Source organism: Ensifer sp. Root31, from assembly GCF_001424825.1.
GTDB classification, from domain to species: Bacteria; Pseudomonadota; Alphaproteobacteria; order Rhizobiales; family Rhizobiaceae; genus Ensifer; species Ensifer canadensis.
Genome location: NZ_LMCO01000045.1, coordinates 104634 through 129344, shown reverse-complemented (window position 1 = coordinate 129344; position 24711 = coordinate 104634). Strand labels below are relative to the sequence as shown.

22 protein-coding genes are annotated in these 24711 nt (G+C 62.6%); 19 read left to right on the top strand and 3 right to left on the bottom strand.

Going from position 1 to position 24711, the window contains the following annotated elements:
- Positions 1 to 7: 7 nt before the first annotated feature.
- From sucC to ASD00_RS29635, 11 genes are all read left to right on the top strand, one after another.
- Positions 8 to 1201, top strand: coding sequence for an ADP-forming succinate--CoA ligase subunit beta (sucC, locus tag ASD00_RS29685; RefSeq protein WP_025425085.1), 1194 nt, complete (start codon positions 8 to 10; stop codon positions 1199 to 1201).
- Between the two features lie 17 nt (positions 1202 to 1218).
- Entirely contained in the window at positions 1219 to 2121 is a 903-nt protein-coding gene (gene sucD / locus ASD00_RS29680) for a succinate--CoA ligase subunit alpha (protein WP_057210840.1), read from the top strand.
- Between the two features lie 270 nt (positions 2122 to 2391).
- A complete protein-coding gene (locus ASD00_RS29675; protein ID WP_025425083.1) occupies positions 2392 to 5388 on the top strand; it encodes a 2-oxoglutarate dehydrogenase E1 component in 2997 nt (998 codons plus the stop codon).
- A 63-nt stretch (positions 5389 to 5451) separates the two neighbouring features.
- Positions 5452 to 6693: a 2-oxoglutarate dehydrogenase complex dihydrolipoyllysine-residue succinyltransferase gene (odhB, locus tag ASD00_RS29670; protein WP_025425082.1), complete on the top strand. Its 1242-nt coding sequence runs from the start codon at positions 5452 to 5454 to the stop codon at positions 6691 to 6693.
- A gap of 66 nt (positions 6694 to 6759) precedes the next feature.
- Positions 6760 to 7149 (top strand): MAPEG family protein, encoded by a 390-nt coding sequence (locus ASD00_RS29665; RefSeq protein WP_025425081.1) that lies wholly within the window; start codon positions 6760 to 6762, stop codon positions 7147 to 7149.
- 116 nt (positions 7150 to 7265) lie between these two features.
- Positions 7266 to 7691: a VOC family protein gene (locus ASD00_RS29660; protein WP_025425080.1), complete on the top strand. Its 426-nt coding sequence runs from the start codon at positions 7266 to 7268 to the stop codon at positions 7689 to 7691.
- Entirely contained in the window at positions 7688 to 8329 is a 642-nt protein-coding gene (locus tag ASD00_RS29655; RefSeq protein WP_025425079.1) for a LysE family translocator, read from the top strand. The genes ASD00_RS29660 and ASD00_RS29655 overlap by 4 nt, the downstream gene beginning before the upstream one ends.
- Before the next feature lie 2 nt (positions 8330 to 8331).
- On the top strand, positions 8332 to 8835 hold the full coding sequence (locus tag ASD00_RS29650) for a hypothetical protein (protein WP_025425078.1): 504 nt from the start codon (positions 8332 to 8334) through the stop codon (positions 8833 to 8835).
- Positions 8832 to 9584, top strand: a complete 753-nt coding sequence (locus ASD00_RS29645) for an SDR family oxidoreductase (protein WP_025425077.1) — start codon at positions 8832 to 8834, stop codon at positions 9582 to 9584. Before ASD00_RS29650 ends, ASD00_RS29645 begins: the two co-directional genes overlap by 4 nt.
- Positions 9585 to 9609: 25 nt before the next feature.
- Complete coding sequence (lpdA, locus tag ASD00_RS29640) at positions 9610 to 11016, top strand: dihydrolipoyl dehydrogenase (protein WP_025425076.1); 1407 nt, start codon at positions 9610 to 9612, stop codon at positions 11014 to 11016.
- A gap of 173 nt (positions 11017 to 11189) precedes the next feature.
- Complete coding sequence (locus tag ASD00_RS29635; RefSeq protein WP_057210891.1) at positions 11190 to 11669, top strand: DUF2867 domain-containing protein; 480 nt, start codon at positions 11190 to 11192, stop codon at positions 11667 to 11669.
- Positions 11670 to 11902: 233 nt separating this feature from the next.
- On the opposite strand, the gene ASD00_RS29630 is transcribed toward ASD00_RS29635, so the two are convergent.
- Positions 11903 to 12982 (bottom strand): TraB/GumN family protein, encoded by a 1080-nt coding sequence (locus ASD00_RS29630; protein WP_025425074.1) that lies wholly within the window; start codon positions 12980 to 12982, stop codon positions 11903 to 11905.
- Between the two features lie 97 nt (positions 12983 to 13079).
- The gene (locus tag ASD00_RS29625) at positions 13080 to 14015 is read right to left on the bottom strand and encodes a tyrosine recombinase XerC (RefSeq protein WP_025425073.1); all 936 of its coding nucleotides are present in this window, start codon (positions 14013 to 14015) and stop codon (positions 13080 to 13082) included.
- Positions 14016 to 14149: 134 nt separating this feature from the next.
- Between ASD00_RS29625 and ASD00_RS29620 the strand changes: the two genes are divergently transcribed.
- Positions 14150 to 15073 carry a GNAT family N-acetyltransferase gene (locus tag ASD00_RS29620; protein WP_025425072.1) on the top strand — a complete coding sequence of 308 codons (924 nt, stop codon included), beginning with the start codon at positions 14150 to 14152 and terminating at the stop codon, positions 15071 to 15073.
- Between the two features lie 39 nt (positions 15074 to 15112).
- Positions 15113 to 16249 (top strand): AAA family ATPase, encoded by a 1137-nt coding sequence (locus ASD00_RS29615; protein WP_025425071.1) that lies wholly within the window; start codon positions 15113 to 15115, stop codon positions 16247 to 16249.
- Between the two features lie 49 nt (positions 16250 to 16298).
- On the opposite strand, the gene fsa is transcribed toward ASD00_RS29615, so the two are convergent.
- Positions 16299 to 16952: a fructose-6-phosphate aldolase gene (gene fsa, locus ASD00_RS29610; protein ID WP_025425070.1), complete on the bottom strand. Its 654-nt coding sequence runs from the start codon at positions 16950 to 16952 to the stop codon at positions 16299 to 16301.
- Positions 16953 to 17130: 178 nt separating this feature from the next.
- Here fsa and ASD00_RS29605 point away from each other — a divergent pair, with 178 nt between their 5' ends.
- The 6 genes from ASD00_RS29605 (at position 17131) to atpD (ending at position 24655) form a co-directional block, all read left to right on the top strand.
- The gene (locus tag ASD00_RS29605) at positions 17131 to 19335 is read left to right on the top strand and encodes a primosomal protein N' (RefSeq protein WP_057210889.1); all 2205 of its coding nucleotides are present in this window, start codon (positions 17131 to 17133) and stop codon (positions 19333 to 19335) included.
- 132 nt (positions 19336 to 19467) lie between these two features.
- The gene (locus tag ASD00_RS29600; RefSeq protein ID WP_025425068.1) at positions 19468 to 19854 is read left to right on the top strand and encodes a hypothetical protein; all 387 of its coding nucleotides are present in this window, start codon (positions 19468 to 19470) and stop codon (positions 19852 to 19854) included.
- 257 nt (positions 19855 to 20111) lie between these two features.
- A complete protein-coding gene (locus tag ASD00_RS29595) occupies positions 20112 to 20678 on the top strand; it encodes a F0F1 ATP synthase subunit delta (RefSeq protein WP_025425067.1) in 567 nt (188 codons plus the stop codon).
- Positions 20678 to 22207 (top strand): F0F1 ATP synthase subunit alpha, encoded by a 1530-nt coding sequence (gene atpA / locus ASD00_RS29590; RefSeq protein ID WP_025425066.1) that lies wholly within the window; start codon positions 20678 to 20680, stop codon positions 22205 to 22207. Before ASD00_RS29595 ends, atpA begins: the two co-directional genes overlap by 1 nt.
- 27 nt (positions 22208 to 22234) lie before the next feature.
- Positions 22235 to 23116 (top strand): F0F1 ATP synthase subunit gamma, encoded by an 882-nt coding sequence (locus ASD00_RS29585; RefSeq protein ID WP_025425065.1) that lies wholly within the window; start codon positions 22235 to 22237, stop codon positions 23114 to 23116.
- Between the two features lie 24 nt (positions 23117 to 23140).
- The gene (gene atpD, locus ASD00_RS29580; RefSeq protein ID WP_025425064.1) at positions 23141 to 24655 is read left to right on the top strand and encodes a F0F1 ATP synthase subunit beta; all 1515 of its coding nucleotides are present in this window, start codon (positions 23141 to 23143) and stop codon (positions 24653 to 24655) included.
- The last annotated feature ends 56 nt before the right edge of the window (positions 24656 to 24711 follow it).

Genomic DNA, 24711 nt, shown 5'->3' with positions numbered 1-24711 from the left:
AAACACCATGAACATTCATGAATATCAGGCCAAGGCTCTCCTGAAGAGCTACGGCGCGCCGGTCGCGGAAGGTGTCGCGATCTTCTCCGCCGACGAAGCAGAAGCGGCTGCCAAGAAGCTCCCGGGCCCGCTCTACGTCGTCAAGAGCCAGATCCATGCCGGCGGTCGCGGCAAAGGCAAGTTCAAGGAACTCTCCGCCGACGCCAAGGGCGGCGTTCGTCTTGCTTTCTCGATCGATGAAGCCAAGGCTCATGCCAAGGACATGCTCGGCAATACGCTCGTCACGGCGCAGACCGGCCCTGCCGGCAAGCAGGTGAACCGCCTCTACATCGAGGACGGCGCCGACATCGATCGCGAACTCTATCTTTCGCTGCTCGTTGACCGCTCGGTCGGCCAGGTTGCCTTCGTCGTTTCGACGGAAGGCGGCATGGACATCGAGGCTGTTGCGCACGACACGCCGGAAAAGATCGTCAACGTCGCGATCAATCCGGAAGCTGGCGTCACCGCCGCTGATCTCGCCAAGCTCACCTCGGCCCTGAAGCTCGAAGGCGAAGCCAAGGCCGACGCCGAAAAGCTCTTCCCGATCCTCTACAAGGCCTTTGTCGAGAAGGACATGAGCCTGCTTGAGATCAACCCGCTGATCGTCATGAAGAACGGCCGCGTGCGCGTTCTCGATGCCAAGGTCTCGTTCGACGGCAACGCCCTGTTCCGCCACGACGACATCAAGGCGCTGCGCGACGAAACCGAAGAAGACGCCAAGGAAATCGAGGCCTCCAAGTGGGACCTCGCCTATGTGGCGCTCGACGGCAACATCGGCTGCATGGTCAACGGCGCGGGTCTTGCCATGGCGACGATGGACATCATCAAGCTCTACGGCAAGGAGCCGGCGAACTTCTGCGACGTCGGCGGCGGCGCCGGCAAGGAGAAGGTCGCGGCAGCCTTCAAGATCATCACGGCCGACCCGAAGGTCGAGGGTATCCTCGTCAACATCTTCGGCGGCATCATGAAGTGCGATGTCATCGCTGAAGGTGTCGTTGCGGCCGTGCAGGAAGTCGGCCTCAAGGTTCCGCTGGTCGTGCGTCTCGAAGGCACCAATGTCGAGCTTGGCAAGAAGATCCTGAACGAATCCGGCCTGGCGATCACCGCCGCCGACGATCTGGACGACGCTGCCAAGAAGATCGTTGCCGCGATCAACGGCTAACTGAAGGACCAGACCTCATGTCGATTCTCGTTAACAAGAACACCAAGGTCCTCGTTCAGGGCCTGACCGGCAAGACCGGCACCTTCCATACCGAACAGGCGCTTGCCTACTATGGCACGCAGATGGTCGGCGGCATTCACCCGAAGAAGGGTGGCGAAACCTGGACCGGTTCCAAGGGCGAAACCCTGCCGATCTTCGCGTCGGTTGCCGAAGGCCGTGAGAAGACCGGTGCGGACGCATCCGTGATCTATGTTCCGCCGGCAGGCGCCGCGGACGCGATCATCGAGGCGATCGATGCGGAAATCCCGTTCATCACCTGCATTACCGAAGGCATCCCGGTTGCCGACATGGTGCGCGTCAAGGCTCGTCTCGACCGCTCCAAGTCGCGCCTGCTCGGCCCGAACTGCCCCGGTATCCTGACGCCGGAAGAATGCAAGATCGGCATCATGCCGGGCTCGATCTTCCGCAAGGGTTCGGTTGGCATCGTCTCGCGCTCCGGTACGCTGACCTATGAAGCCGTGTTCCAGACCTCCAACGAAGGCCTCGGCCAGACGACGGCCGTCGGCATCGGCGGCGACCCGGTCAAGGGCACCGAGTTCATCGACGTGCTCGAGATGTTCCTCGCCGACGAGGCCACGACCTCGATCATCATGATCGGCGAAATCGGCGGCTCGGCCGAAGAGGATGCGGCGCAGTTCCTCATCGACGAGGCCAAGAAGGGTCGCAAGAAGCCGATGGCCGGCTTCATCGCGGGCCGTACCGCGCCGAAGGGCCGCACCATGGGTCACGCCGGTGCCGTCGTTTCCGGCGGCAAGGGCGATGCGGAATCCAAGATCGCTGCGATGGAATCGGCAGGCATCCGCGTGTCGCCATCGCCGGCTCGCCTCGGCAAGACGCTGGTCGAAGTCCTCAAGGGCTGACCTCAGAATTGCGTCATCGGGGCCGGCCATCAAAGCCGGCCCCGATGACCGCACTGCCTGCACAAGTCCTTCGGTCGGCATCGATTTAAGGACAAGATCATGCAGCAGGTTGAAAGTGTTACAGCGCCCTTCGCGCGTCCTGATCGACGCACGGCGCTGCAAGGACCCAAAAGCAGGGCGCACTGGATGCGTCTGACAATGATGAACGACCGGGAAAACCCGGCATCCCAACTTAAGTCAGGAGGCGGACCAAAACGTCCGCGAGAACCCATGGCAAGGCAAGAGGCCAACGAGCAATTCCAGCTCACATCGTTTCTGGACGGCGCGAACGCCGCCTATATCGAGCAGCTCTATGCACGCTACGAAACGGATCCGTCGTCCGTCTCGGCTGAATGGCAGGCCTTCTTCAAGGCGCTGGCCGACAAGCCGGAAGACGTGGTGAAGGCCGCCAAGGGCGCCTCCTGGAAGAAGCCCAACTGGCCGATCGTCGCTAATGGCGAACTCGTCTCGGCGCTCGATGGCGACTGGGGTAGGGTCGAAAAGGTCATCGAGAAGAAGGTCAAGGCGAAGGCGGAAGAAGCCGCTGCCGTCACCGGCACCGCCGTGAGCGCGGCAGATATCCATCAGGCGACGCGCGATTCCGTTCGCGCCATCATGATGATCCGCGCCTATCGTGCGCGTGGCCACCTGCATGCCAAGCTCGATCCGCTCGGCCTTGCTGCCCCGGTCGATGACTACAACGAGCTTTCGCCCTCGAACTACGGGTTTGAGGAGAAGGATCTCGACCGCAAGATCTTCATCGACAACGTGCTCGGCCTCGAATACGCGAGCATTCGCGAAATGGTCGAAATCCTCGAGCGCACTTATTGCTCGACGATCGGCGTCGAATTCATGCACATGTCAAACCCGGAAGAGAAAGCCTGGATCCAGGAACGCATCGAAGGTCCGGACAAGGGCGTCGAGTTCACGCCCGAGGGCAAGAAGGCGATCCTGCAGAAGCTGATCGAGTCGGAAGGCTTCGAGCAGTTCATCGACGTCAAGTACAAGGGCACCAAGCGCTTCGGTCTCGACGGCGGCGAATCGCTCATTCCGGCGCTCGAGCAGATCATCAAGCGCGGCGGCCAGGAAGGCCTGAAGGAAATCGTTCTCGGCATGGCCCACCGCGGCCGCCTGAACGTGCTTTCCCAGGTGATGGCAAAGCCGCACCGCGCCATTTTCCACGAATTCAAGGGCGGCTCCTACGCTCCTGATGACGTCGAAGGTTCGGGCGACGTGAAGTACCACCTCGGCGCTTCCTCCGACCGCGAATTCGACGGCAACAAGGTTCACCTGTCGCTGACGGCGAACCCGTCGCACCTGGAAATCGTCAACCCTGTCGTCATGGGCAAGGCCCGCGCCAAGCAGGACCAGATGGCGACAGTGTTCGAAGGCGACATCATCCCGTTGCGCGAACGCTCAAAGGTCATGCCGCTCTTGCTGCACGGCGATGCGGCGTTTGCCGGCCAAGGCGTCATTGCCGAAATCCTCGGCCTGTCCGGCCTGCGCGGTCACCGCGTTGCCGGCACGGTCCACTTCATCATCAACAACCAGATCGGCTTCACCACGAACCCGGCCTTCTCGCGTTCGTCGCCCTATCCGTCGGATGTGGCCAAGATGATCGAGGCGCCGATCTTCCACGTCAACGGCGACGATCCGGAAGCGGTCGTCTACGCTGCCAAGATCGCCACCGAATTCCGGATGAAGTTCCACAAGCCTGTCGTCATCGACATGTTCTGCTACCGCCGCTTCGGTCACAACGAAGGCGACGAGCCTGCGTTCACGCAGCCGAAGATGTACAAGGTCATCCGCGCCCACAAGACCGTCGTCCAGCTCTACTCCGACCGCCTGGTCGCCGAAGGCCTGATGAGCGAAGGCGAAGTCGAGAAGATGAAGGCCGATTGGCGCGCCCATCTCGAGCAGGAGTTCGAGGCTGGCCAGTCCTACAAGCCCAACAAGGCCGACTGGCTGGATGGTGTCTGGTCGGGCCTGCGTTCGGCCGACAACCAGGACGAACAGCGTCGCGGCAAGACCTCCGTGCCGATGAAGCAGCTCAAGGAAATCGGCCGCAAGATCGCCGAGATCCCGGCCGGCTTCAATGCGCACCGCACGATCCAGCGCTTCATGGAAAACCGCGCCAACATGGTTTCGACCGGCGAGGGGATCGACTGGGCGATGGCAGAAGCGCTTGCGTTCGGTACGCTCGTCACGGAAGGCACGAAGATCCGCCTTTCGGGCCAGGACTGCGAACGCGGCACCTTCTCGCAGCGTCACTCGGTTCTCTACGATCAGCAGACCGAAGACCGTTACATCCCGCTTGCCAACCTCACGCCGACCCAGGCCCGCTACGAAGTCATCAACTCGATGCTTTCGGAAGAGGCCGTGCTCGGTTTCGAATACGGCTACTCGCTGGCCCGTCCGAACGCGCTGACACTCTGGGAAGCCCAGTTCGGCGACTTCGCCAACGGCGCACAGGTCGTGTTCGACCAGTTCGTCTCGTCGGGCGAACGCAAGTGGCTGCGTATGTCGGGCCTCGTCTGCCTGCTGCCGCACGGCTATGAAGGTCAGGGTCCGGAGCACTCCTCCGCCCGCCTCGAACGCTTCCTGCAGCTCTGCGCGGAAGACAACATGCAGGTCGCCAACGTCACGACGCCGGCGAACTACTTCCACATCCTGCGCCGCCAGGTGAAGCGCGACTTCCGCAAGCCGCTGATCCTGATGACGCCGAAGTCGCTGCTGCGCCACAAGCGTGCGGTTTCGAGCCTGTCGGAAATGGCCGGCGAAAGCTCGTTCCACCGTCTGCTGTGGGATGACGCCGAGGTCATCAAGGACGGCCCGATCAAGCTGCAGAAGGATTCGAAGATCCGCCGCGTCGTGCTCTGCTCCGGCAAGGTCTACTACGATCTGCTCGAAGAGCGCGAGAAGCGCGGCATCGACGATGTCTACCTGCTGCGCGTCGAACAGCTCTATCCGTTCCCGGCCAAGGCGCTGATCAACGAGCTCAGCCGTTTCCGCAACGCGGAGATGGTCTGGTGCCAGGAAGAGCCGAAGAACATGGGCGCCTGGTCGTTCATCGACCCGTACCTGGAATGGGTGCTGGCTCATATCGACGCCAAGTATCAGCGCGTGCGCTACACCGGCCGTCCGGCTGCGGCATCGCCGGCAACGGGCCTGATGTCGAAGCACATGGCGCAGCTGGCCGCCTTCCTCGAGGACGCGCTGGGGGGCTGATCCTGCCCCCTTGGCGCCGAGCCAATCGATAGAAACAGATATCTGATCAACGGAACAAAAATCATGGCAACAGAAATCCGCGTTCCCACCCTTGGCGAATCCGTCAGTGAAGCGACCGTCGGCACCTGGTTCAAGAAGGTCGGCGATGCCATCAAGGCAGACGAGCCGCTGCTCGAACTCGAAACCGACAAGGTGACGATCGAAGTTCCGGCTCCCTCGGCCGGCGTTCTCTCCGAAATCGTTGCCCTGGCCGGCGAAACCGTCGGTCTCGGTGCGCTGCTTGGCCAGATCGCTGCTGGTTCCGGTGCTGCGGCCGCGCCAGTCGCTGCTGCCGAGAAGAAGGCCGAGCCGGCTGCTGCCGCTCCGGCTGCCCAGCCCGCCGTTGCCGCTGCCGCACCGGCTGCATCGTCGATGCCGCCGGCTCCGTCCGCCGGCAAGCTGCTTGCCGAAAACAACCTCTCGGCCGACCAGGTCGATGGTTCGGGCAAGCGCGGCCAGGTCCTGAAGGGTGATGTGCTCGCCGCGGTCGCCAAGGGCATTTCGGCACCGGCCGCTTCCGAGCCGGTCAAGGTCCAGGCCCGCGCGCCGTCGACTACCGAGGACGTCGTTCGTGAAGAGCGTGTCAAGATGACCCGCCTGCGCCAGACGATCGCCCGTCGCCTCAAGGATGCGCAGAACACCGCCGCCATGCTCACTACCTATAACGAGGTGGACATGAGCGCGGTCATGAGCCTGCGCAACAAGTACAAGGACATCTTCGAGAAGAAGCATGGTGTGAAGCTCGGCTTCATGGGCTTCTTCACCAAGGCCGTCACCCATGCGCTGAAGGAAATCCCTGCCGTCAACGCCGAGATCGACGGCACCGACGTCATCTACAAGAACTTCTGCCACATCGGCGTCGCCGTCGGCACGGACAAGGGTCTTGTCGTACCGGTCGTTCGCGATGCCGACCAGATGTCGATCGCCGAGATCGAGAAGGACATCGGCCGCCTGGGCAAGCTTGCTCGCGATGGCCAGCTCTCCATGGCCGACATGCAGGGCGGCACCTTCACCATCTCCAATGGCGGCGTCTACGGTTCGCTGATGTCTTCGCCGATCCTGAATGCGCCGCAGTCGGGCATTCTCGGCATGCACAAGATCCAGGACCGTCCGGTCGTGGTCGGCGGTCAGATCGTCATCCGTCCGATGATGTACCTGGCGCTGTCCTATGACCACCGCATGGTCGACGGCAAGGAAGCGGTTACCTTCCTCGTCCGCGTCAAGGACAGCCTCGAGGATCCGGAACGTCTGGTTCTCGATCTCTAAGGCAATGACGGGGGCGCAATCGCAGCCCCCGTTTCCTTCTCCGGCCCGTTCTTTCCGGATCCCCTGATGTCGCTGGAACTGACCTACCTGCTCTGGAGTGCCGTCCTCGCCTTCGTCTATGTAATGGCGCAGGCGGGAACCTATAGGCTGCAGAACGGCATCATCGAAGCCGACACCAATCGGGATATGGCGCCCGAGCCGAACGTCCTCACGGGAAGGGCCACCCGGGCGCTGCGCAACTTCCATGAAACCTATCCGGTCTTCATTGCGCTTGCCGTCGTGATCGAGTTTTCGGGTCGAAGCGACGCGCTCAGCCAATGGGGCGCGATGATCTGGTTCTGGGCAAGGGTCGCCTATCTGCCGATCTATATCGGCGGTCTCGGGCTTGTCCGCTCGGCTGTGTGGACGGTGTCTGCCGCCGGGCTCATACTGATGCTGGCAGGTATTCTCGTCTAGAGCGTTTCCGTTTTTCAACGGAGTCTTGGAAACGCTCTATCTATTTGTTTTTACGCATTTCCTGACGGAATCGCTTCGTACTTTTCCTGGAAATGCTCTAGACGGAGGAGCACGACATGGCATTCGGATCCGACGTACCGCCTATCCAGGCACACATCTGCGTCAGGGACGGGTTGGCGGCAATCGCCTTCTACGAGAAGGCATTCGGTGCGGTGAACACGTTCCATCAGATGGCCGAAGACGGCAAGCGCGTGATGCACGCCAACCTGGCGCTGTTCGGCGGCGAGGTCATGATGCATGACGAGTTTCCCGAATTCGGCGGCAGCGTGCTGTCGCCGCTGACCGTCGGCGGCACCGGCGTGGCGATCAGCATCAACCTGCCTCAAGCGGGCGATGTCGATGCGGCCTATGTCCGGGCCATGGCGGCCGGGGCATCGACAGTTCTGGAGCCGCAGGATACGTTCTGGCAGGCGCGTTATGCGCGCATCAGGGATCCCTTCGGCCACGTCTGGGCCTTCAACGCACCGGTCGCACAATCATGAGCCAATATCTTTTCGAACTCGCATCGCTGATGGCGATCTTCACCTTCGCCATCGTCTCGCCCGGCGCCGATCTGGCGATGGTCATGCGCCAGTCGATCGTCCATGGCCGCCGTCAGGCGATCATCACATCCTTCGGTATCGGCAGCTCGCTGATGTTCCACGTGACCTATACGATCCTCGGTCTCGGGCTGATCATTTCGCAGTCGATCTATCTGTTCAACATCGTCAAATGGTGCGGTGTGGCTTACCTGATCTATATCGGGATCAAGGCGCTGCGGGCCGGCCAGACGGAGATTTCGGTCGACGCAGCACCATCAGGCGAACCGGCAAGGAGCCAGTCCGCGATCAAGGCGTTCGGCCTCGGCTTTGCGGCCAATGCGCTCAATCCGAAAGCGGTGTTCTTCTTCCTGTCGATCTTCTCGACGGTCGTTGGCGCCCACACGCCGATCATGATCAAGTTTGGCTACGGGCTGGTGATGGCAACCTGCCTCATCCTGTGGTTCGTCGGCGTCAGCCTGTTCATGACCACGCCGCGCATGCGCACCGCCTTCACCCGCGCCAGCAAGTGGATCGACCGCACCAGCGGCCTGGTGTTCATCGCGCTCGGCCTGAAGCTCGCGACCGAGAAGGCCGTCTGATCATGGTCATTGTCCGCTCTCTGCTCGTCGCTGCACTCGGCGCCGTGGTCGCCACGCCGGCGCTTGGCCAGGAATGCAGCCAGGCGCGCGCCATCTATGGCGACCGCGACGGCGCCTATGAACTGCGCTTCGAGCCGGTGGGATCGGAAAGTGCGGTGACGAGCAATCTTTTCAAGATCGCGGTTCTGAAACCGGGCCTGTTGCTCGACGGTGTCGTCATGCCTTCCGGCGAGCCGGAACGCGCGACCGGCATCGTCATGCACAAGTGCCCCACCGGTGACGTCACCGGCGAAGAGCTTCGCAAATGCACCGTCTGGCAGGGGCCTGTCTATTCCGTCGGCAAGACGGGTGCGATCGACGCGATTCCGGCCGAAACCGCGCCGGCTGCACACCAGATCCTGCTGCCGGATTTCGGCCCCGCCCTTCGCGCGTCGAGCGCCTGGGGCAAGGGCAAGGCCGAAACAGACAGCTGGGACGCCTTCACTCTCAAGGGGTGCGCCGCATGAGTGCTGCGCCCGTTGTTCTCGTCACCGGCGGCAGCCGTGGCATCGGGGCAGCTGTCTGCCTCGGCGCCGCCAGAGCCGGCTGGTCCGTCGTCGTGAACTACGCATCGAACGCCGAGGCGGCAGATGCGGTCGTGGCCACGATCCGGAAGGGCGGCGGCTCGGCGGTCGCGGTCAGGGGCGACGTCGGGTCCGATGCGGACATCAAATCGATGTTCGCCGCCGTCGACAAGGCTTTCGGCCGGCTCGACGGGCTGGTCAACAATGCCGGAATCGTCGGCCCGACCCAGCGCATCGACGAAATGTCGGTTGAGCGGCTCGAGCGGATGTTCCGCATCAACGTGACCGGTTCGATCCTGTGCGCCGCAGAAGCCGTTCGCCGCATGTCGACGCGTCACGGCGGCAAGGGCGGCGTGATCGTCAATATCTCGTCGGTTGCGGCCGAACTCGGCTCCCCGGCGCAATATGTCGACTATGCCGCCTCGAAGGGCGCGATCGACACGTTCACGATCGGTCTTGCGCGCGAAGTCGCCACCGAGAACGTGCGCGTCAACGCGGTTCGCCCCGGCATCATCGACACCGAAATCCACGCGTCCGGCGGCCTGCCGGACCGGGCACGCGATCTCGCGTCAACCATCCCCGTCCAGCGACCCGGCACGGCCGAGGAAGTGGCGGATGCGGTTCTTTACCTCCTGTCCGATAAGGCGACTTACGTGACGGGAGCCATTCTCAATGTCAGCGGCGGACGGTAACCGTCCCTGAAGGAAGGATAATCCAATGGCTTATGATCTCATCGTTATCGGCAGCGGCCCGGGCGGCTATGTCTGCGCTATCAAGGCGGCACAGCTCGGCCTGAAGGTTGGCGTCGTTGAAAAGCGCGCCACCTATGGCGGCACCTGCCTCAACATCGGCTGCATTCCGTCGAAGGCCCTGCTGCACGCTTCGGAAATGTTCCACCAGGCCGGCCACGGCCTGGATACGCTCGGCGTCGAAGTCGGCGCGCCGAAGCTCAACCTCGAAAAGATGATGGCGCACAAGGACGCGACGGTTAAGTCCAACGTCGAGGGCGTTTCCTTCCTGTTCAAGAAGAACAAGATCGACGGCATCCAGGGCACCGGCAAGGTGCTCGGCCAGGGTAAGGTCTCGGTGACCAACGACAAGGGCGAAGAGCAGGTCCTGGAGACGAAGAACATCGTCATCGCCACCGGCTCCGACGTTGCTGGCATCCCGGGCGTGTCGGTCGAGATCGACGAGAAGGTGATCATCTCGTCGACCGGCGGCATCGCGCTCGAAAAGGTGCCGGCGAACATGATCGTCGTCGGCGGCGGTGTCATCGGCCTCGAGCTCGGCTCGGTCTGGGCCCGTCTCGGCTCCAAGGTGACCGTGGTCGAATATCTCGACGCGATCCTCGGCGGCATGGACGGCGAAGTCTCCAAGCAGTTCCAGCGCATGCTCGCGAAGCAGGGCATGGAGTTCAAGCTCGGTGCCAAGGTGACCGGCGTCGTCAAGGACGGCAAGGGCGCCAAGGTGACGTACGAGCCTGTCAAGGGCGGTGACGCCGTGACGCTCGATGCCGATGTCGTTCTGATTGCCACCGGCCGCAAGCCCTACACCGACGGTCTTGGCCTTGCCAAAGCCGGTGTCGTCATGGACAAGCACGGCCGCGTCGAGATCGACAACCATTTCCAGACGAGCGTTGTCGGCGTCTACGCCATCGGCGACGTCGTGCGCGGCCCGATGCTGGCGCACAAGGCCGAAGACGAAGGCGTTGCGGTTGCCGAGATCCTCGCAGGTCAGGCCGGCCACGTGAACTACGACGTCATCCCCAGCGTCGTCTACACCCAGCCGGAAGTCGCTTCCGTGGGCAAGACCGAGGAAGAACTGAAGGCAGCGGGCGTCGCCTACAAGGTCGGCAAGTTCCCGTTCACGGCAAATGGCCGTGCGCGGGCGATGCAGGCGACCGATGGTTTCGTCAAGATCCTCGCCGACAAGGAAACCGACCGGGTTCTCGGCGGCCACATCGTCGGCTTCGGCGCCGGCGAGATGATCCACGAGATTGCCGTTCTGATGGAATTCGGTGGCTCGTCGGAAGATCTCGGCCGCACCTGCCATGCGCATCCGACCATGTCGGAAGCGGTCAAGGAAGCGGCGCTGTCGACCTTCTTCAAGCCGATCCATATGTGACGATTTGGCAGGGGGCTGCGACAAGCGGCCCCCTGTCTTGCGCCGACATTAGGCGCGATCATCGACCCCATGCGCTTGCGACGGAAAGCCGTCGCTCTTGGCAATTGCGCAATTCCCGGGAAAACCGTTTCACACGTTTCCTGGAATTGCTCTGGCTGCCGCCACGAGGGATCATGAAACCTAGACCCGCCACCGTTCTTTTGCCGAGCCCGCATCTGCCGGATGCCGATTGGGCTGATCGTTTCGAGCTTGCCCTGAACGGAAAGGGGCTGACGGCGATCGAGGTGGCCGAGCGCTCGCTCGGCAATTCGCCCGCCTGGGTCCGCACCCTGCTTAAGCTTCGCAACCGGGTGGTATCGGTGGCCGGCCTCAAGTCGGAGGCGCCTTCACCGGGCAAGTTTGGCCTTATCGGCCCGTTTCCGGTTCTGTCTCGAAGCGACGATGAGGTCGTGCTCGGCTTCAACGATGCCCATCTCGATTTTCGCATCGTCGTTGACGTCAGGGCGGGATCGGCCGTCAACCAGATCATCGGCATGACGACACTGATCCGGCGTCACAACACGCTCGGGCGCGTCTACCTGGCGGCCGTCATGCCGTTTCACAAGGTCATCGTGCCGACGCTGCTGGCAGGCGCAGCGAGCCCGCCTGGCTGAGCGGCAACACCGCCGCGCCTGTCGAGGATAGAGACCGATCATGCCGCGGCGGCAGACTTGGGGACCGGCTCTTGTGTCAACACCACAGCGCCGCGCGTCTTATTAGACGCGCAAAGGTCGCTGTAGCACTTTGAATTTCTGCATGTTTCCTTAAATCGAATAGGATTTAAGGAAACATTCAGGAGCTTGAAGACGGAACGCGCCCGTGGCCGGCATCCCTGCCGGCCGGTCCGTCAGTTGGCGCGGGTGACGGAGAAGCCCTGGCGCTTAAGCAGTTCGACCAGGCCCTCGTCGCCGGCAAGATGCAGGGCACCGACCGCCATGAAGGCGTTGCCGTTGCCGAGGATCGGTTCGGCGCGCGTCGCCATCGTCTTGTTGCGATCGATAATGATGCGCTGTTCGAAGTCGGCGTAGCTGGCGTCTTCGCTTGCCACATCTTCAGAAACGGCCTTCATCATCGGCATGATCATGCCGGTGTCGCCGGAGAGGTAGAGGTCGGTGGTGGTGGCGAGCACGTCGTCGATCGTCTTGCCAAGGGCGAGCGTCTCGATGAGGGCGCGCAGGTGCAGTTCGGTCGGCAGCGAATCCATTGCGGCCAACTGCTCGATGAGGGTTTCAAGCCCCTTCAGCGTCTTGCCGTGGCTGACGGCGTCTTCGGCAAGCTTCTTGTCGAGGAAGGATGCGCCGGCGGCCTTGCGGGTCATCTCGCAGGCGGGCAGCGCGACGAAGCTCGCAATCATCCAGGGCTTCATCTTGGCAACCAGCGTCAGCGGTATGCCGCGCTCCTTGAGGCCGCGTTCGAGCCGCTCGCGGTCTTCAGGGTTGAGAAAATCGTTGATGGTCTTGTTATCGGCAAACATGGTGAGGTCGGGCCGCATCAGGATGGCGGCGGCCGACTTTTTCTCGTCGATGATCTCGTCCGATTCGATGATGACGGTCGATGCCGTGGCGAAGGCATCGGCGGCACCCGTTGGCATCGCCAGTACGCGCGGATCGGTGACATGCATGGTGCCGAGCAGCCAGGAGGGGGCGATGCCATCCTTCTCGATCTTCCAGAATATGCCCTTGCCGTTCGGGATGGCGTCGGCTTCGGCTTTCAGCCTGGCGAGTTTTGCGGGGTCGGTTTTTTCGAGACCGGTGATGATGTTCGTACCGCCGCAGATGGCTTCGGTCGCGGCGTGCGCCTGCGAGATCGAGGCGACCATCGCAATGAGGCTGGCCGCGAGCAGCAGATGGATAAGCGCGATCAGCCAGAGGGCCATATCGGCGGCCCTGGCCGCGAGGTTACGGGCGGGCTTGGCGATCGAATACATGATCACTTCCTAATGTTCTGCCGAGTCTAGCGGACCCTACGCTTCGTTGGTCACGGCTTCCTTAATAGGTATGGTTAACCTGCCCCTCCGCCCAAATTCAGGCGCGCGGATGAGCCCGGTCGTAGATCTCCAGCAGCCGCGTCGAGTCGACGCCGGTATAGACCTGTGTCGTTGACAGGCTGGCGTGGCCCAGCAGTTCCTGGATGGTTCTGAGATCGCCGCCGCCGGCCAGCAGATGCGTGGCGAAGGAGTGGCGCAGCGCATGCGGCGTGGCCGTGTCGGGCAGGCCGAGGGCGCCGCGCAGCTTCTGCATCTCGCGCTGGATGATGGCCGGCTGAAGTTTCGCCCCGCGCGTGCCGCGGAACATCGGCTCGCCGGCGCCGGCATGGTAGGGGCAGAGCTTGAGATAGGTCGCGACCGCGTCGCGCGCCACAGCCATGAGCGGCACGATGCGGGTCTTGCCGCCCTTGCCGGTGACGCGCAGCGAGGATGGCGTGCCGGCGAAATCGCCCGGCGTCAGATCGAGCGCCTCGGAAATGCGCAAGCCGCAGCCGTAGAGCAGCGTCAGCACGGCGGCGTTGCGCGCGGCCACCCACGGCTCTTCGGCAAGCTGCGCGTCCGTCGTGACGACATTGAGTGCCTCGCGGTCCGTCAGCGGCTTAGGCAGCGATTTCGGCTGCTTCGGCGAACGGACGGCCGCGGCACCGGCGGCATTGGCAAGTCCGATGCGTTCGAGATAGCGCAGAAAGGAGCGCAGGCCGGCTAGGCCCCGGCCGAGCGTGCGCGCGCCCGCACCGCCCTTGCGACGCTGGGCGAGAAAGCCGCGAAGGTCGGCCGGCCGCAATGTGCTGATGTCTGAAAGACGGGGCGGGCCGGCGAGATGGCCGGTGAGGAATGTGAGGAATTGTCGCGTGTCGCGCTCATAGGCGTCGACGGTATTGTCGGACAGGCGGCGCTCCTGCAAGAGCCCTTGCAGCCATCTCTGGCGCTCTGCAAGCAGGTCTGGATGGCCGATGACGAGCAGCTCGTTCATTGTCGCTTTCCAAGGTGGTCGGTCATCGACAATGCCCTGAAGCCTCTTATGTTTTTGCTAACGTAGCCTTGGATTTTGTCATCCTTCGATCATATTGAGTTGCGATGTTCAGCCGCAAAGAATCGGATGAAACCATGGCGGGACGGGATTCGGTGAACGGATTCGCGCATTTTGCTGAAGTGATCGCCCTGGTCTCGCAAGGGCAGCCCGGCCACATCGTCGATACACTCATTGCCGAACGCGGCCAGAGGATCGTCAGGAGCCCGATGTGGCCCGTTATCCGGCCCTTTCTCTACACGCTTCTGAACTACCGAAAGGCGCTGGAATTCGCCGACGCCGTGGCCAACGTGCCGGGCTTCCATGCCTTCGAGCATCTGAGTTCGCTTCTCTCACTCGACGTGCGTGTCGATAGGGCCGAGCGCATTCCTGCCAAGGGTGGGTTCCTGCTGGTCAGCAATCATCCGACCGGGATTGCCGACGGCATCGCCGTCTTCGATCTCCTGAAGACGCGGCGGCCGGACATGATGTTCTTCGCCAACCGCGACGCGATCCGCGTCAACCCGCGTTTCGTTGAGATGGTCATTCCGGTCGAATGGCGCGAAGAGCACAAGAGCAAGCTCAAGGCCCGTGAAACGCTGCAGGTGACCAACCGAGCGATCGGCGAGGGCAAGGCGACGGTGCTGTTTCCCTCCGGCCGCATCGCCTACTGGGCCGATGGCCGTCTCAACGAGCGGCCGTGGAAGACGTCGGCGGTCGGCTTTGCGCGCAAATACGGCCTGCCGATCCTGCCGGTTCATATGAGCGCGCGCAACTCCGGCCTGTTCTACTGGTTTGCCAAGTGGTCGACCGAACTGCGCGACATGACGGTGTTCCACGAGTTGCTCAACAAGAAGGGTGACCTCTTCGATTTCCGCATCGGCAACCTCATTGCGCCAGAGGCGCTGGACGGGGACGCTGTCGACGTGACGAAGGCACTGGAACGTCACACGGTGTCCGAACTGGCGCGCGACGCCGATGCGGTGTTTCGGCCGATGGTGCGCGCTTCCGTTGCCTGCTGATCCCTTCATGTGATGGCGGGAATGCGCTAAAGCAGAGCTATGCTGCTTCGTTCGATGTTCGCCGAAAATTACCGTTCCCTGAAGTCGATCCGCATGGATCTGACCGGTGTCAATTTGTTTATCGGCGAGAACGGCGTCGGCAAATCCAATCTCTATCGCGCGCTGCAACTGGTGCAGGCGGCTGTGCGCGGCAACCTTGCCCATGAGATCGCCAAGGAGGGCGGCATGTCGTCCGCACTTTGGAGCGGTCGGCGACGGGCCGACAAACCGGCGCGCATCCGGCTCGAGACGGAGTTGATGGACGAGGAGCGGGCCATCACCTTCCGCTACAGGATCGAAGCCGGCTTGCGTCCGCCAAAGGCGGCGGCAGGATTTGCCTATGAACCGCAGGTCAAGGAAGAAGAGCTGAGCGTCGAGACCGGACGACGTCCGGTGACGATGATGAAGCGCGCCGGTCCCGGCATCTTCGTGCGCGGCGACCGCGGGCGGATGGAGGACTATCCCGAGCAGGCGCTGCAATCGGAGACGGCCATCGCGCTGTTGGGCGATGCCGGGCACTATCCCGAGATCGGCACCTTCCGCCGGGCCGTCGATCAGTGGCGGTTCTTCCACGGCTTCCGCACCGATCGCGATTCACCCCTGCGCCTGCCGTGCCTTGCGGTCACCGCGCCGATGCTGGACGAGGACGGTACCAACATGGCGGCGGTCTTTGCGACACTGCGCCATACCCGCGAGGACACCGTCGATCTCGACCGCGCCATCGCCGATGCCTTCGGCGGCGCCTATCTGGACGTGCCGCATCCGGGTCAGTTTGCTGAATTCTCGCTGGTCTTTCCCGATTTCCCGCAGCGGCCGTTTTCGACGCGTGAGCTGTCTGACGGGCAGATGCGGTTTCTGGCGCTTGCGGCAGCGTTGCTTTCCTATCGCCGTCCGCCCTTCATCGCGCTCAACGAGCCGGAAACCAGCCTGCATCCGGATATGCTGCCGGCGCTCGCCGACATGATCGCCAGTGCTTCGCGCGACAGCCAGATCTGGATCGTCACCCATTCGGAGCGTCTGGCCGATGCCATCCGCGAGCGTTGCGGCGTTCGCGCCCGCCGGGTGATCCGCAAGGACAGCGCCACCTGGATCGACGGCATGCGGCTCACCGGCCTGATGGACGACGATGACGCATAAAAAAGGCCCCGCATCGCTGCGGAGCCTTCGAATCTTTATCGCGAAAAGATCAGGCGATCTTCTGGCCGGTCTTCGCCCAATCGGCGAGGAAGGTTTCGAGACCCTTGTCGGTCAGCGGGTGCTTGACCAGTGCCTTCAGTGTTGCCGGCGGTGCGGTGACGACATCGGCGCCGATGAGGGCAGCTTCCTTGACGTGGTTCACGGTGCGGATCGAGGCGGCGAGAATTTCGGTCTCGTAGCCGTAGTTGTCGAAGATGTGGCGGATTTCGCGGATCAGGTCCATGCCGTCGAACGCGATGTCGTCGAGGCGGCCGACGAAGGGCGAAACGAAGGTCGCGCCGGCCTTGGCGGCAAGCAGCGCCTGGTTGGCCGAGAAGCACAGCGTCACGTTGGTCTGATGACCGTCAGACGTCAGGGCCTTGCAGGCCTTGAGGCCGTCAAGCGTCAGCGGCAGCTTGATGCAGATGTTGTCGGCGATCTTCGAAAGAACGGCCGCTTCCTTCATCATCTCGGCGTATTCGGTGGCGGTCACTTCGGCCGAAACCGGGCCCTCGACGATGCCGCAGATTTCCTTGGTGACTTCGGTGATGTCACGGCCCGACTTGAGGATCAGCGAAGGGTTGGTGGTCACGCCATCAAGGAGGCCGAGATCGTTCAGCTCACGGATTTCCTTGACGTCGGCGGTATCAACGAAAAATTTCATGGGGTCACTCCCTTGGGGCACGATTGCCGTTCGGGCGCATATCTACCGGGAGGAATTCCTTTGGCAGAGAACGCGCGCGTTGAAACTCTGGTGGAACCGTGAGAAACCCTGCGCCGGCAAGGCTGCGGTTCGCAGCGCAGTTTTCTTTAACCGAAACACGTGGCAAGGTCACGGCAAAATGACTCGCGATTCAACCGATTTATTCGGGCCTGTTTCCGGCCGTCGCGTCGTGCCAGTTCTGGTGCCGATGCCGGCCTCGAAGGCCTATTCCTACGCGGTGCCTGATGGCATGGCGGTCGAGCCAGGCTCGATCGTCCAGGTGCCGCTCGGCCCCCGTCTGGTCGTGGGCGTCGTCTGGGATGGCGATGATGATGGCAGCGTCGATCCGAAGAAGCTGAAGTCGATCGAAAAGGTCTTCGACTGCCCACCGTTGACGCCCGACATGCGCAGCTTTCTCGACTGGGTGGCGACCTATACCGTGACGCCGCCAGGTCTGGTGGCGCGCATGGCGCTGCGCGCGCCGGCGGCCTTCGATCCGGAACCGATGGTAGAGGCGCTGCGGCTGACCGACATGCGCCCGGAGCGCATGACGACGGCCCGCGAGCGTGTCATCGCAGCGGCCGGCGACGGCTTTGCCTGGACCCGTTCGGGCCTTGCCCATGCGGCCGGTGCGTCATCGAGCGTCATCGACGGCCTTGCCCAGCAGGGCGTCTTCGAGACCGTCTTCATGGCGCCGCCGCCTGTAGTAGCGGCTTCCGACCCGGAATTCGCCGCCCACCGGCTCGAAGGACCGCAGAAGGATGCGGCTGCCGACCTTTTGGCCGCTGTCGAGCAGGGCGGGTTTTCGGTGTCGCTGATCGACGGCATCACCGGCTCGGGCAAGACCGAAGTTTATTTCGAAGCGATTGCCGCGACGCTCAGGGCCGGCAAGCAGGTGCTGATCCTGCTGCCCGAAATCGCCCTGACCGCAAGCTTCCTCGAACGCTTCCAGGATCGCTTCGGCAGCAAGCCGGCCGAGTGGCACTCGGATCTCGCGCCGCGGACGCGCGAAAAAGTCTGGCGGCAGGTGACGACCGGCACGGTGCGCGTGGTCGCGGGTGCCCGCTCGGCGCTGTTCCTGCCGTTCGAGGAACTGGGCCTGATCATCGTCGATGAAGAACACGACCCCGCCTACAAGCAGGAGGACCGGGTGTTCTACAATGCCCGCGACATGGCCGTGGTGCGCGGGCGCATCACCGGTTTTCCGGTGGTGCTTGTTTCGGCAACGCCATCGGTCGAAAGCCGGGTCAATGGCGAGGTTGGTCGCTATAAACCGATCCATCTGCCGACCCGCTTCGGCGATGCGGCGCTGCCGCGGCTCGGCGTCGTCGACATGCGCCAGCATCCGCCAGCGCGCGGCGGGTTCCTGTCGCCGGTTCTCATCAACCAGATCGGCAAGGCCGTCGAGCGTGGCGAGCAGGCGCTGCTGTTTCTCAATCGGCGCGGTTATGCGCCGCTGACCCTTTGCCGCGTCTGCGGCCATCGCTTCCAGTGCCCTGATTGTTCGAGCTGGCTGGTCGAGCATCGCTTCCGCGGCCAGATCCAGTGCCACCATTGCGGCTATGCGGAAAAGACACCCGAGGCCTGCCCGGAATGCGGCACCTTCGATCACTTGGTTGCCTGCGGTCCGGGTGTGGAGCGCATCGCCGAAGAGGTCGAGCGCCATTTTCCAGAGGCGCGCACGATCGTGCTCTCCTCCGATCTGATGGGCGTGAAGCGCCTACGGCTGGAGCTGGAGGCGATTGCGCGTGGCGAAGCGGATATCGTCATCGGCACGCAGCTTGTCGCTAAGGGCCACAATTTTCCGCTGATGACGCTGGTCGGCATCATCGATGCCGATCTCGGGCTTGCCAATGGCGATCCGCGAGCGGCGGAGCGCACGTTCCAGCTCTTGTCGCAGGTGACCGGGCGCGCCGGCCGAACGGGTTTGAAGAGCCTCGGCCTGCTGCAGACCTACCAGCCGCAGCACCCGGTGATGCAGGCGATCGTCTCGGGCGATGCGGATGCCTTTTACGACCGCGAGATCGCCGAGCGCGAAAAGGCGCTGCTGCCGCCGTTCGGCCGGCTGGCGTCGCTGATCGTATCGGCCGATACGCGCCAGGATGCCGAGACCCACGCCCGCGGACTTCGAAGTGCAGCGCCGCGCACCGATGGCATTTCGATCCTCGGTCCGGCCGAGGCGCCGCTGGCGCTGATCCGCGGCCGCCATCGGTTCCGGCTTTTGGTGCACGGGCGCCGCAACAGCGACATGCAGGCCTTCGTCAAGGCAATGATTGCCGCCGGCCCGAAGGAGCGCGGCTCGATCAGCGTTCAGCTCGACATCGATCCCCAGAGTTTCCTGTGATCGCGGCCGTGAATGGCCCGTGGGCGATTCACAATGGCTGCAACATGCGCTAGAGGTCTGGGACGCTTCGCTCACGGGGACTGGTCCCGTGGCGACGTGATCAAGATCGGCGCTCATCTGCGGGAACGGGGCATGGAGTTCTATATTCCGACGGAAACCGGCGAGTTCCTCGCCTTCTGTGCGGCGGCGGTGGCGGCGCTGATCGGTGTCGTCATGCTGTTTGCGCCGCGGCTTACCTTTCGCGCCGCCGGCATCGGCATTGCCGAAGGCCGTCGCGGCGGTCTGGCCGAGGCGCGCTCGACCATGGGCGGCATGCATGCCGGCCTTGGCCTTGCCGCCATCCTGCTGGCGCAGCCGATGGTCTACCTCGCTGTCGGCGCCGCTTTTGCGCTCGCCGCCTTCGGCCGCATTCTCTCCATGATGAGCGACAACGGCGGCACGCTCTACAACTGGGTGGCGCTCCTGGTGCAGGCCGCACTTGCCATACTTCCGCTCGCTTATGTCTTCGGAATGATCTGACCGCCGCCCTCGCGTTTTCGCGATTCACATCCTCAGAAACCAATTTACGGCAAAATTCGGCCAATCCGGGTCGACTTATGCCGCATTCCTGCCGTTCGCGTGTTGCGAGTCCAAACATCCTATGCTAGACGAACCGCGAATTGCGGGGGAAGTGGGTCGCCAGGCCTCGATATCCTGCAAATTATTGCAGCAAATTCAAAACGTTAAGTTGACGGCTCGCCGCCACCACCGTTCTTGGATGAAATTGAGAGAAGCTTGTGCCCGTGGCAGACACATCCCAGCTTATTTCCGGTGTTGCAGAAAGGTATGCGTCCTCGCTTTTTGACCTCGCTCTCGAAGCGGGTTCCGTCGAGGCGGTCGGTGCGGATCTTACCCGCGTCCAGGCCCTGATCGACGGCAGCGATGACCTGAAGCGGCTGATCGTAAGCCCCGTCTTTTCTGCCGACGACCAGTTCAAGGCCATTTCGGCGATCTCCGCCAAGGCCGGTATTTCTGGTCTCGTCGGTAACTTCCTCAAGGTTGTTGCACGCAATCGCCGCCTCTTCACGCTGCCGGGCATGATCAAGGCGTTTCGCCTGATCGCCGCGCGCCACCGGGGTGAAATCTCCGCCGACGTAATGTCGGCCCATGCGCTCACTGCAGCGCAGGAAACTGAATTGAAGGCGACGCTCAAGAGCGTCACCGGCAAAGACGTGACTGTTAACGTCACCGTCGACCCGTCTATTCTTGGAGGTCTGATCGTCAAGGTCGGGTCCCGCCAGATTGACACCTCCCTTCGCACCAAACTCTCTACCCTTAAGCTTGCACTGAAAGAGGTCGGCTGATGGATATCCGCGCCGCGGAAATTTCCGCAATTCTTAAAGATCAGATCAAAAATTTCGGCCAGGAAGCAGAAGTCTCCGAAGTCGGCCAGGTGCTTTCCGTCGGTGACGGTATCGCCCGCGTCTACGGCCTCGACAATGTTCAGGCAGGCGAGATGGTCGAATTCCCGGGTGGAATTCGCGGCATGGCGCTGAACCTCGAAGCCGACAACGTCGGCGTCGTTATTTTCGGTTCGGACCGTGACATCAAGGAAGGCGACACCGTTAAGCGGACCGGCGCCATCGTGGACGTTCCGGTTGGTCCGGAACTGCTCGGCCGCGTCGTCGACGCGCTCGGCAACCCGATCGACGGCAAGGGCCCGATCAACGCCAAGCAGCGCTCGCGCGTTGACGTCAAGGCTCCTGGTATCATTCCGCGCAAGTCGGTGCATGAGCCGATGTCGACCGGCCTCAAGGCCATTGACGCCCTCATCCCGGTTGGCCGTGGCCAGCGCGAGCTCGTCATCGGCGACCGCCAGACCGGCAAGACCGCGATCATCCTCGACACGATCCTCAACCAGAAGGCCATTCACGACAATGGTCCGGAAGGCGACAAGCTGTATTGCGTCTACGTCGCAATCGGCCAGAAGCGTTCGACGGTTGCCCAGTTCGTGAAGGTTCTGGAAGAGCGTGGCGCTCTTCAGTACTCGATCATCGTTGCTGCGACCGCATCCGACCCGGCTCCGATGCAGTACCTCGCACCGTTTGCAGGTTGCGCGATGGGCGAATACTTCCGCGACAACGGCAAGCATGCCCTGATCGGCTACGACGACCTGTCGAAGCAGGCCGTTTCCTACCGTCAGATGTCGCTCCTGCTGCGCCGCCCGCCGGGCCGCGAAGCTTACCCGGGCGACGTTTTCTACCTGCACTCCCGCCTGCTCGAGCGCGCTGCAAAGCTCTCGGACGACAATGGTGGCGGTTCGCTGACGGCTCTGCCGGTCATTGAAACGCAGGGCAACGACGTTTCCGCGTTCATTCCGACCAACGTGATCTCGATCACCGACGGCCAGATCTTCCTTGAAACCGACCTGTTCTACCAGGGCATCCGTCCGGCCGTTAACGTCGGTCTGTCGGTTTCGCGCGTCGGTTCCGCCGCGCAGATCAAGGCGATGAAGCAGGTTGCCGGCTCGATCAAGGGCGAACTCGCTCAGTACCGCGAAATGGCGGCCTTTGCGCAGTTCGGTTCGGACCTCGATGCTGCTACGCAGCGTCTGTTGAACCGCGGTGCACGCCTGACCGAACTCCTGAAGCAGCCGCAGTTCTCGCCGCTGAAGACGGAAGAGCAGGTTGCTGTCATCTTCGCAGGCGTCAACGGTTACCTCGACAAGCTGCCGGTCAATCAGGTCGGCAAGTTCGAGCAGGGCCTGCTTTCGTACATGCGTTCGGAAGGTAAGGACATCCTGGAAACCATCCGCAAGGACAAGGCGATCTCCGACGACGTCAAGGGCAAGCTGAAGGCTGCAATCGACAGCTTCGCCAAGTCTTTCGCCTGAGCGGATTTCATTTAGGACGGATAACGGATGCCTTCACTTAAGGATCTGAAGAACCGGATCGCCTCCGTCAAGGCGACGCAGAAGATCACCAAGGCGATGAAAATGGTCGCCGCGGCGAAGCTTCGGCGTGCGCAGGAGGCGGCCGAGGCCGCCCGGCCTTACTCGCAGCGCATGGCTGCCGTTCTCGCCAACATCGCCCAGGCGGTTGGCGCGGACGACGATGCGCCGCAGCTGATGACCGGCACCGGCAAGGACGATACGCATCTTCTGGTCGTCTGCACGGCGGAACGCGGTCTTTGCGGCGGCTTCAACTCGCAGATCGCCCGCCACGCTCGCGACCACCTTCGCAAGCTGCTTGCCGCCGGCAAGACGGTGAAGATCATCTGCGTCGGCAAGAAGGGCTTCGATATTCTGCGTCGCGAATACGCGTCGCTGATCATCGATCGTATCGACCTGCGTGAGGTCAAGAAGATCGGCTTCCAGAATGCCGACCAGATCGGCCACAAGGTCATCGCGCTCTTTGAAAAGGGCGAGTTCGATGTCTGCACGCTGTTCTATTCTGAGTTCAAGTCCGTTATCGCCCAGATTCCGACGGCACAGCAACTGATCCCCGCTTCGGCCGGCCCGGTCGCAGTGGAAGCATCGGATGCTTCGGCCGTCTACGAATATGAGCCGGACGCGGGCGCGATCCTGAGCGACCTCATTCCGCGCAACATTTCGGTGCAGATCTTCCGGGCCCTGCTCGAGAACGTCGCCGGCGAAATGGGCGCAAAGATGAGCGCGATGGACAATGCGACGCGCAATGCTGGTGACATGATCAATAAGCTGACGCTGAACTACAACCGTCAGCGCCAGGCTCAGATCACCAAGGAACTCATTGAAATCATCTCGGGCGCGGAAGCGCTCTAAGGTTACGAGAAGAGGGTAAGGATTATGGCTAAGGCAGCTACCCCGAAAGAAACCGCAGCGGCGAAGAAGCCGGCTGCACCGAGGAAGGCAGCTTCCGCCAAGACCGCAGTTGCGGCAGCCGGCGCTGTCGGTCGCGTAACGCAGGTCATCGGCGCCGTCGTCGACGTTGTGTTCGACGAAGGCCAGCTTCCGCAGATCCTGAACGCACTGGAAACCGAGAACCACGGTAACCGCCTCGTTCTCGAAGTCGCGCAGCACCTCGGCGAAAACGCCGTCCGCACGATCGCCATGGACTCGACCGAAGGTCTCGTCCGCGGTCAGCCGGTCACCGACACCGGGGCACCGATCACGGTTCCGGTTGGCGATGAAACGCTCGGCCGCATCATGAACGTCATCGGCGAGCCGGTCGACGAAGCTGGTCCGCTGATCACGTCGGGCAAGCGCGCCATCCACCAGGACGCGCCGTCCTACGTCGAGCAGTCGACGGAAGCGCAGATCCTCGTCACCGGCATCAAGGTCGTCGACCTTCTCGCTCCTTACGCAAAGGGCGGCAAGATCGGCCTCTTCGGTGGCGCAGGCGTCGGCAAGACCGTTCTCATCATGGAACTGATCAACAACGTCGCCAAGGCGCACGGTGGTTACTCGGTATTTGCTGGCGTGGGTGAACGTACCCGCGAAGGCAACGACCTCTACCACGAAATGATCGAGTCCGGCGTTAACAAGCTCGGCGGCGGCGAAGGCTCGAAGGCAGCCCTCGTTTACGGCCAGATGAACGAACCGCCGGGCGCCCGCGCTCGCGTCGCTCTGACCGGTCTGACGATCGCTGAAGACTTCCGCGACAAGGGCCAGGACGTTCTGTTCTTCGTCGACAACATCTTCCGCTTCACCCAGGCAGGCTCCGAAGTTTCGGCTCTGCTCGGCCGTATTCCATCGGCCGTGGGTTACCAGCCGACGCTGGCGACCGACATGGGTCAGATGCAGGAACGCATCACCACGACGACCAAGGGTTCGATCACCTCGGTTCAGGCCATTTACGTTCCGGCCGACGACTTGACCGACCCGGCGCCGGCAACCTCGTTCGCCCACCTGGACGCAACGACGGTTCTGTCGCGCTCGATCGCTGAAAAGGGCATCTACCCGGCCGTTGACCCGCTCGACTCCACGTCGCGCATGCTGGACCCGATGATCGTCGGCGAAGAGCACTACGAGATTTCGCGTAAGGTCCAGACGACCCTGCAGCGTTACAAGTCTCTCCAGGACATCATCGCCATCCTGGGCATGGACGAACTGTCGGAAGAGGACAAGCTGGCCGTCGCCCGCGCTCGTAAGATCGAACGCTTCCTGTCGCAGCCGTTCTTCGTGGCCGAAGTCTTCACCGGTTCTCCGGGCAAGCTCGTCGCTCTCGAAGACACGATCAAGGGCTTCAAGGGCCTCGTCAACGGCGACTACGACCATCTTCCGGAAGCCGCGTTCTACATGGTCGGCTCGATCGAAGAAGCGGTCGAAAAGGCCAAGAAGCTGGCTGCAGAAGCCGCTTGATAGCATCGTGAGCCTCGGCGCAGCGATGCGCCGAGGCTTTCATCCTGCGTTCCGCC

Coding starts and splice junctions, on each gene's coding strand:
- ASD00_RS29660 (WP_025425080.1), top strand. CDS start 7,266: ATGGCATTCGGATCCGACGTACCGCCTATCCAGGCACACATCTGCGTC.
- ASD00_RS29605 (WP_057210889.1), top strand. CDS start 17,131: ATGACTCGCGATTCAACCGATTTATTCGGGCCTGTTTCCGGCCGTCGC.
- sucC (WP_025425085.1), top strand. CDS start 8: ATGAACATTCATGAATATCAGGCCAAGGCTCTCCTGAAGAGCTACGGC.
- ASD00_RS29615 (WP_025425071.1), top strand. CDS start 15,113: ATGCTGCTTCGTTCGATGTTCGCCGAAAATTACCGTTCCCTGAAGTCG.
- lpdA (WP_025425076.1), top strand. CDS start 9,610: ATGGCTTATGATCTCATCGTTATCGGCAGCGGCCCGGGCGGCTATGTC.
- ASD00_RS29630 (WP_025425074.1), bottom strand. CDS start 12,982: ATGTATTCGATCGCCAAGCCCGCCCGTAACCTCGCGGCCAGGGCCGCC.
- ASD00_RS29585 (WP_025425065.1), top strand. CDS start 22,235: ATGCCTTCACTTAAGGATCTGAAGAACCGGATCGCCTCCGTCAAGGCG.
- ASD00_RS29625 (WP_025425073.1), bottom strand. CDS start 14,015: ATGAACGAGCTGCTCGTCATCGGCCATCCAGACCTGCTTGCAGAGCGC.
- fsa (WP_025425070.1), bottom strand. CDS start 16,952: ATGAAATTTTTCGTTGATACCGCCGACGTCAAGGAAATCCGTGAGCTG.
- atpA (WP_025425066.1), top strand. CDS start 20,678: ATGGATATCCGCGCCGCGGAAATTTCCGCAATTCTTAAAGATCAGATC.
- ASD00_RS29600 (WP_025425068.1), top strand. CDS start 19,468: ATGGAGTTCTATATTCCGACGGAAACCGGCGAGTTCCTCGCCTTCTGT.
- ASD00_RS29655 (WP_025425079.1), top strand. CDS start 7,688: ATGAGCCAATATCTTTTCGAACTCGCATCGCTGATGGCGATCTTCACC.
- atpD (WP_025425064.1), top strand. CDS start 23,141: ATGGCTAAGGCAGCTACCCCGAAAGAAACCGCAGCGGCGAAGAAGCCG.
- ASD00_RS29645 (WP_025425077.1), top strand. CDS start 8,832: ATGAGTGCTGCGCCCGTTGTTCTCGTCACCGGCGGCAGCCGTGGCATC.
- ASD00_RS29650 (WP_025425078.1), top strand. CDS start 8,332: ATGGTCATTGTCCGCTCTCTGCTCGTCGCTGCACTCGGCGCCGTGGTC.
- sucD (WP_057210840.1), top strand. CDS start 1,219: ATGTCGATTCTCGTTAACAAGAACACCAAGGTCCTCGTTCAGGGCCTG.
- ASD00_RS29665 (WP_025425081.1), top strand. CDS start 6,760: ATGTCGCTGGAACTGACCTACCTGCTCTGGAGTGCCGTCCTCGCCTTC.
- odhB (WP_025425082.1), top strand. CDS start 5,452: ATGGCAACAGAAATCCGCGTTCCCACCCTTGGCGAATCCGTCAGTGAA.
- ASD00_RS29635 (WP_057210891.1), top strand. CDS start 11,190: ATGAAACCTAGACCCGCCACCGTTCTTTTGCCGAGCCCGCATCTGCCG.
- ASD00_RS29620 (WP_025425072.1), top strand. CDS start 14,150: ATGGCGGGACGGGATTCGGTGAACGGATTCGCGCATTTTGCTGAAGTG.
- ASD00_RS29675 (WP_025425083.1), top strand. CDS start 2,392: ATGGCAAGGCAAGAGGCCAACGAGCAATTCCAGCTCACATCGTTTCTG.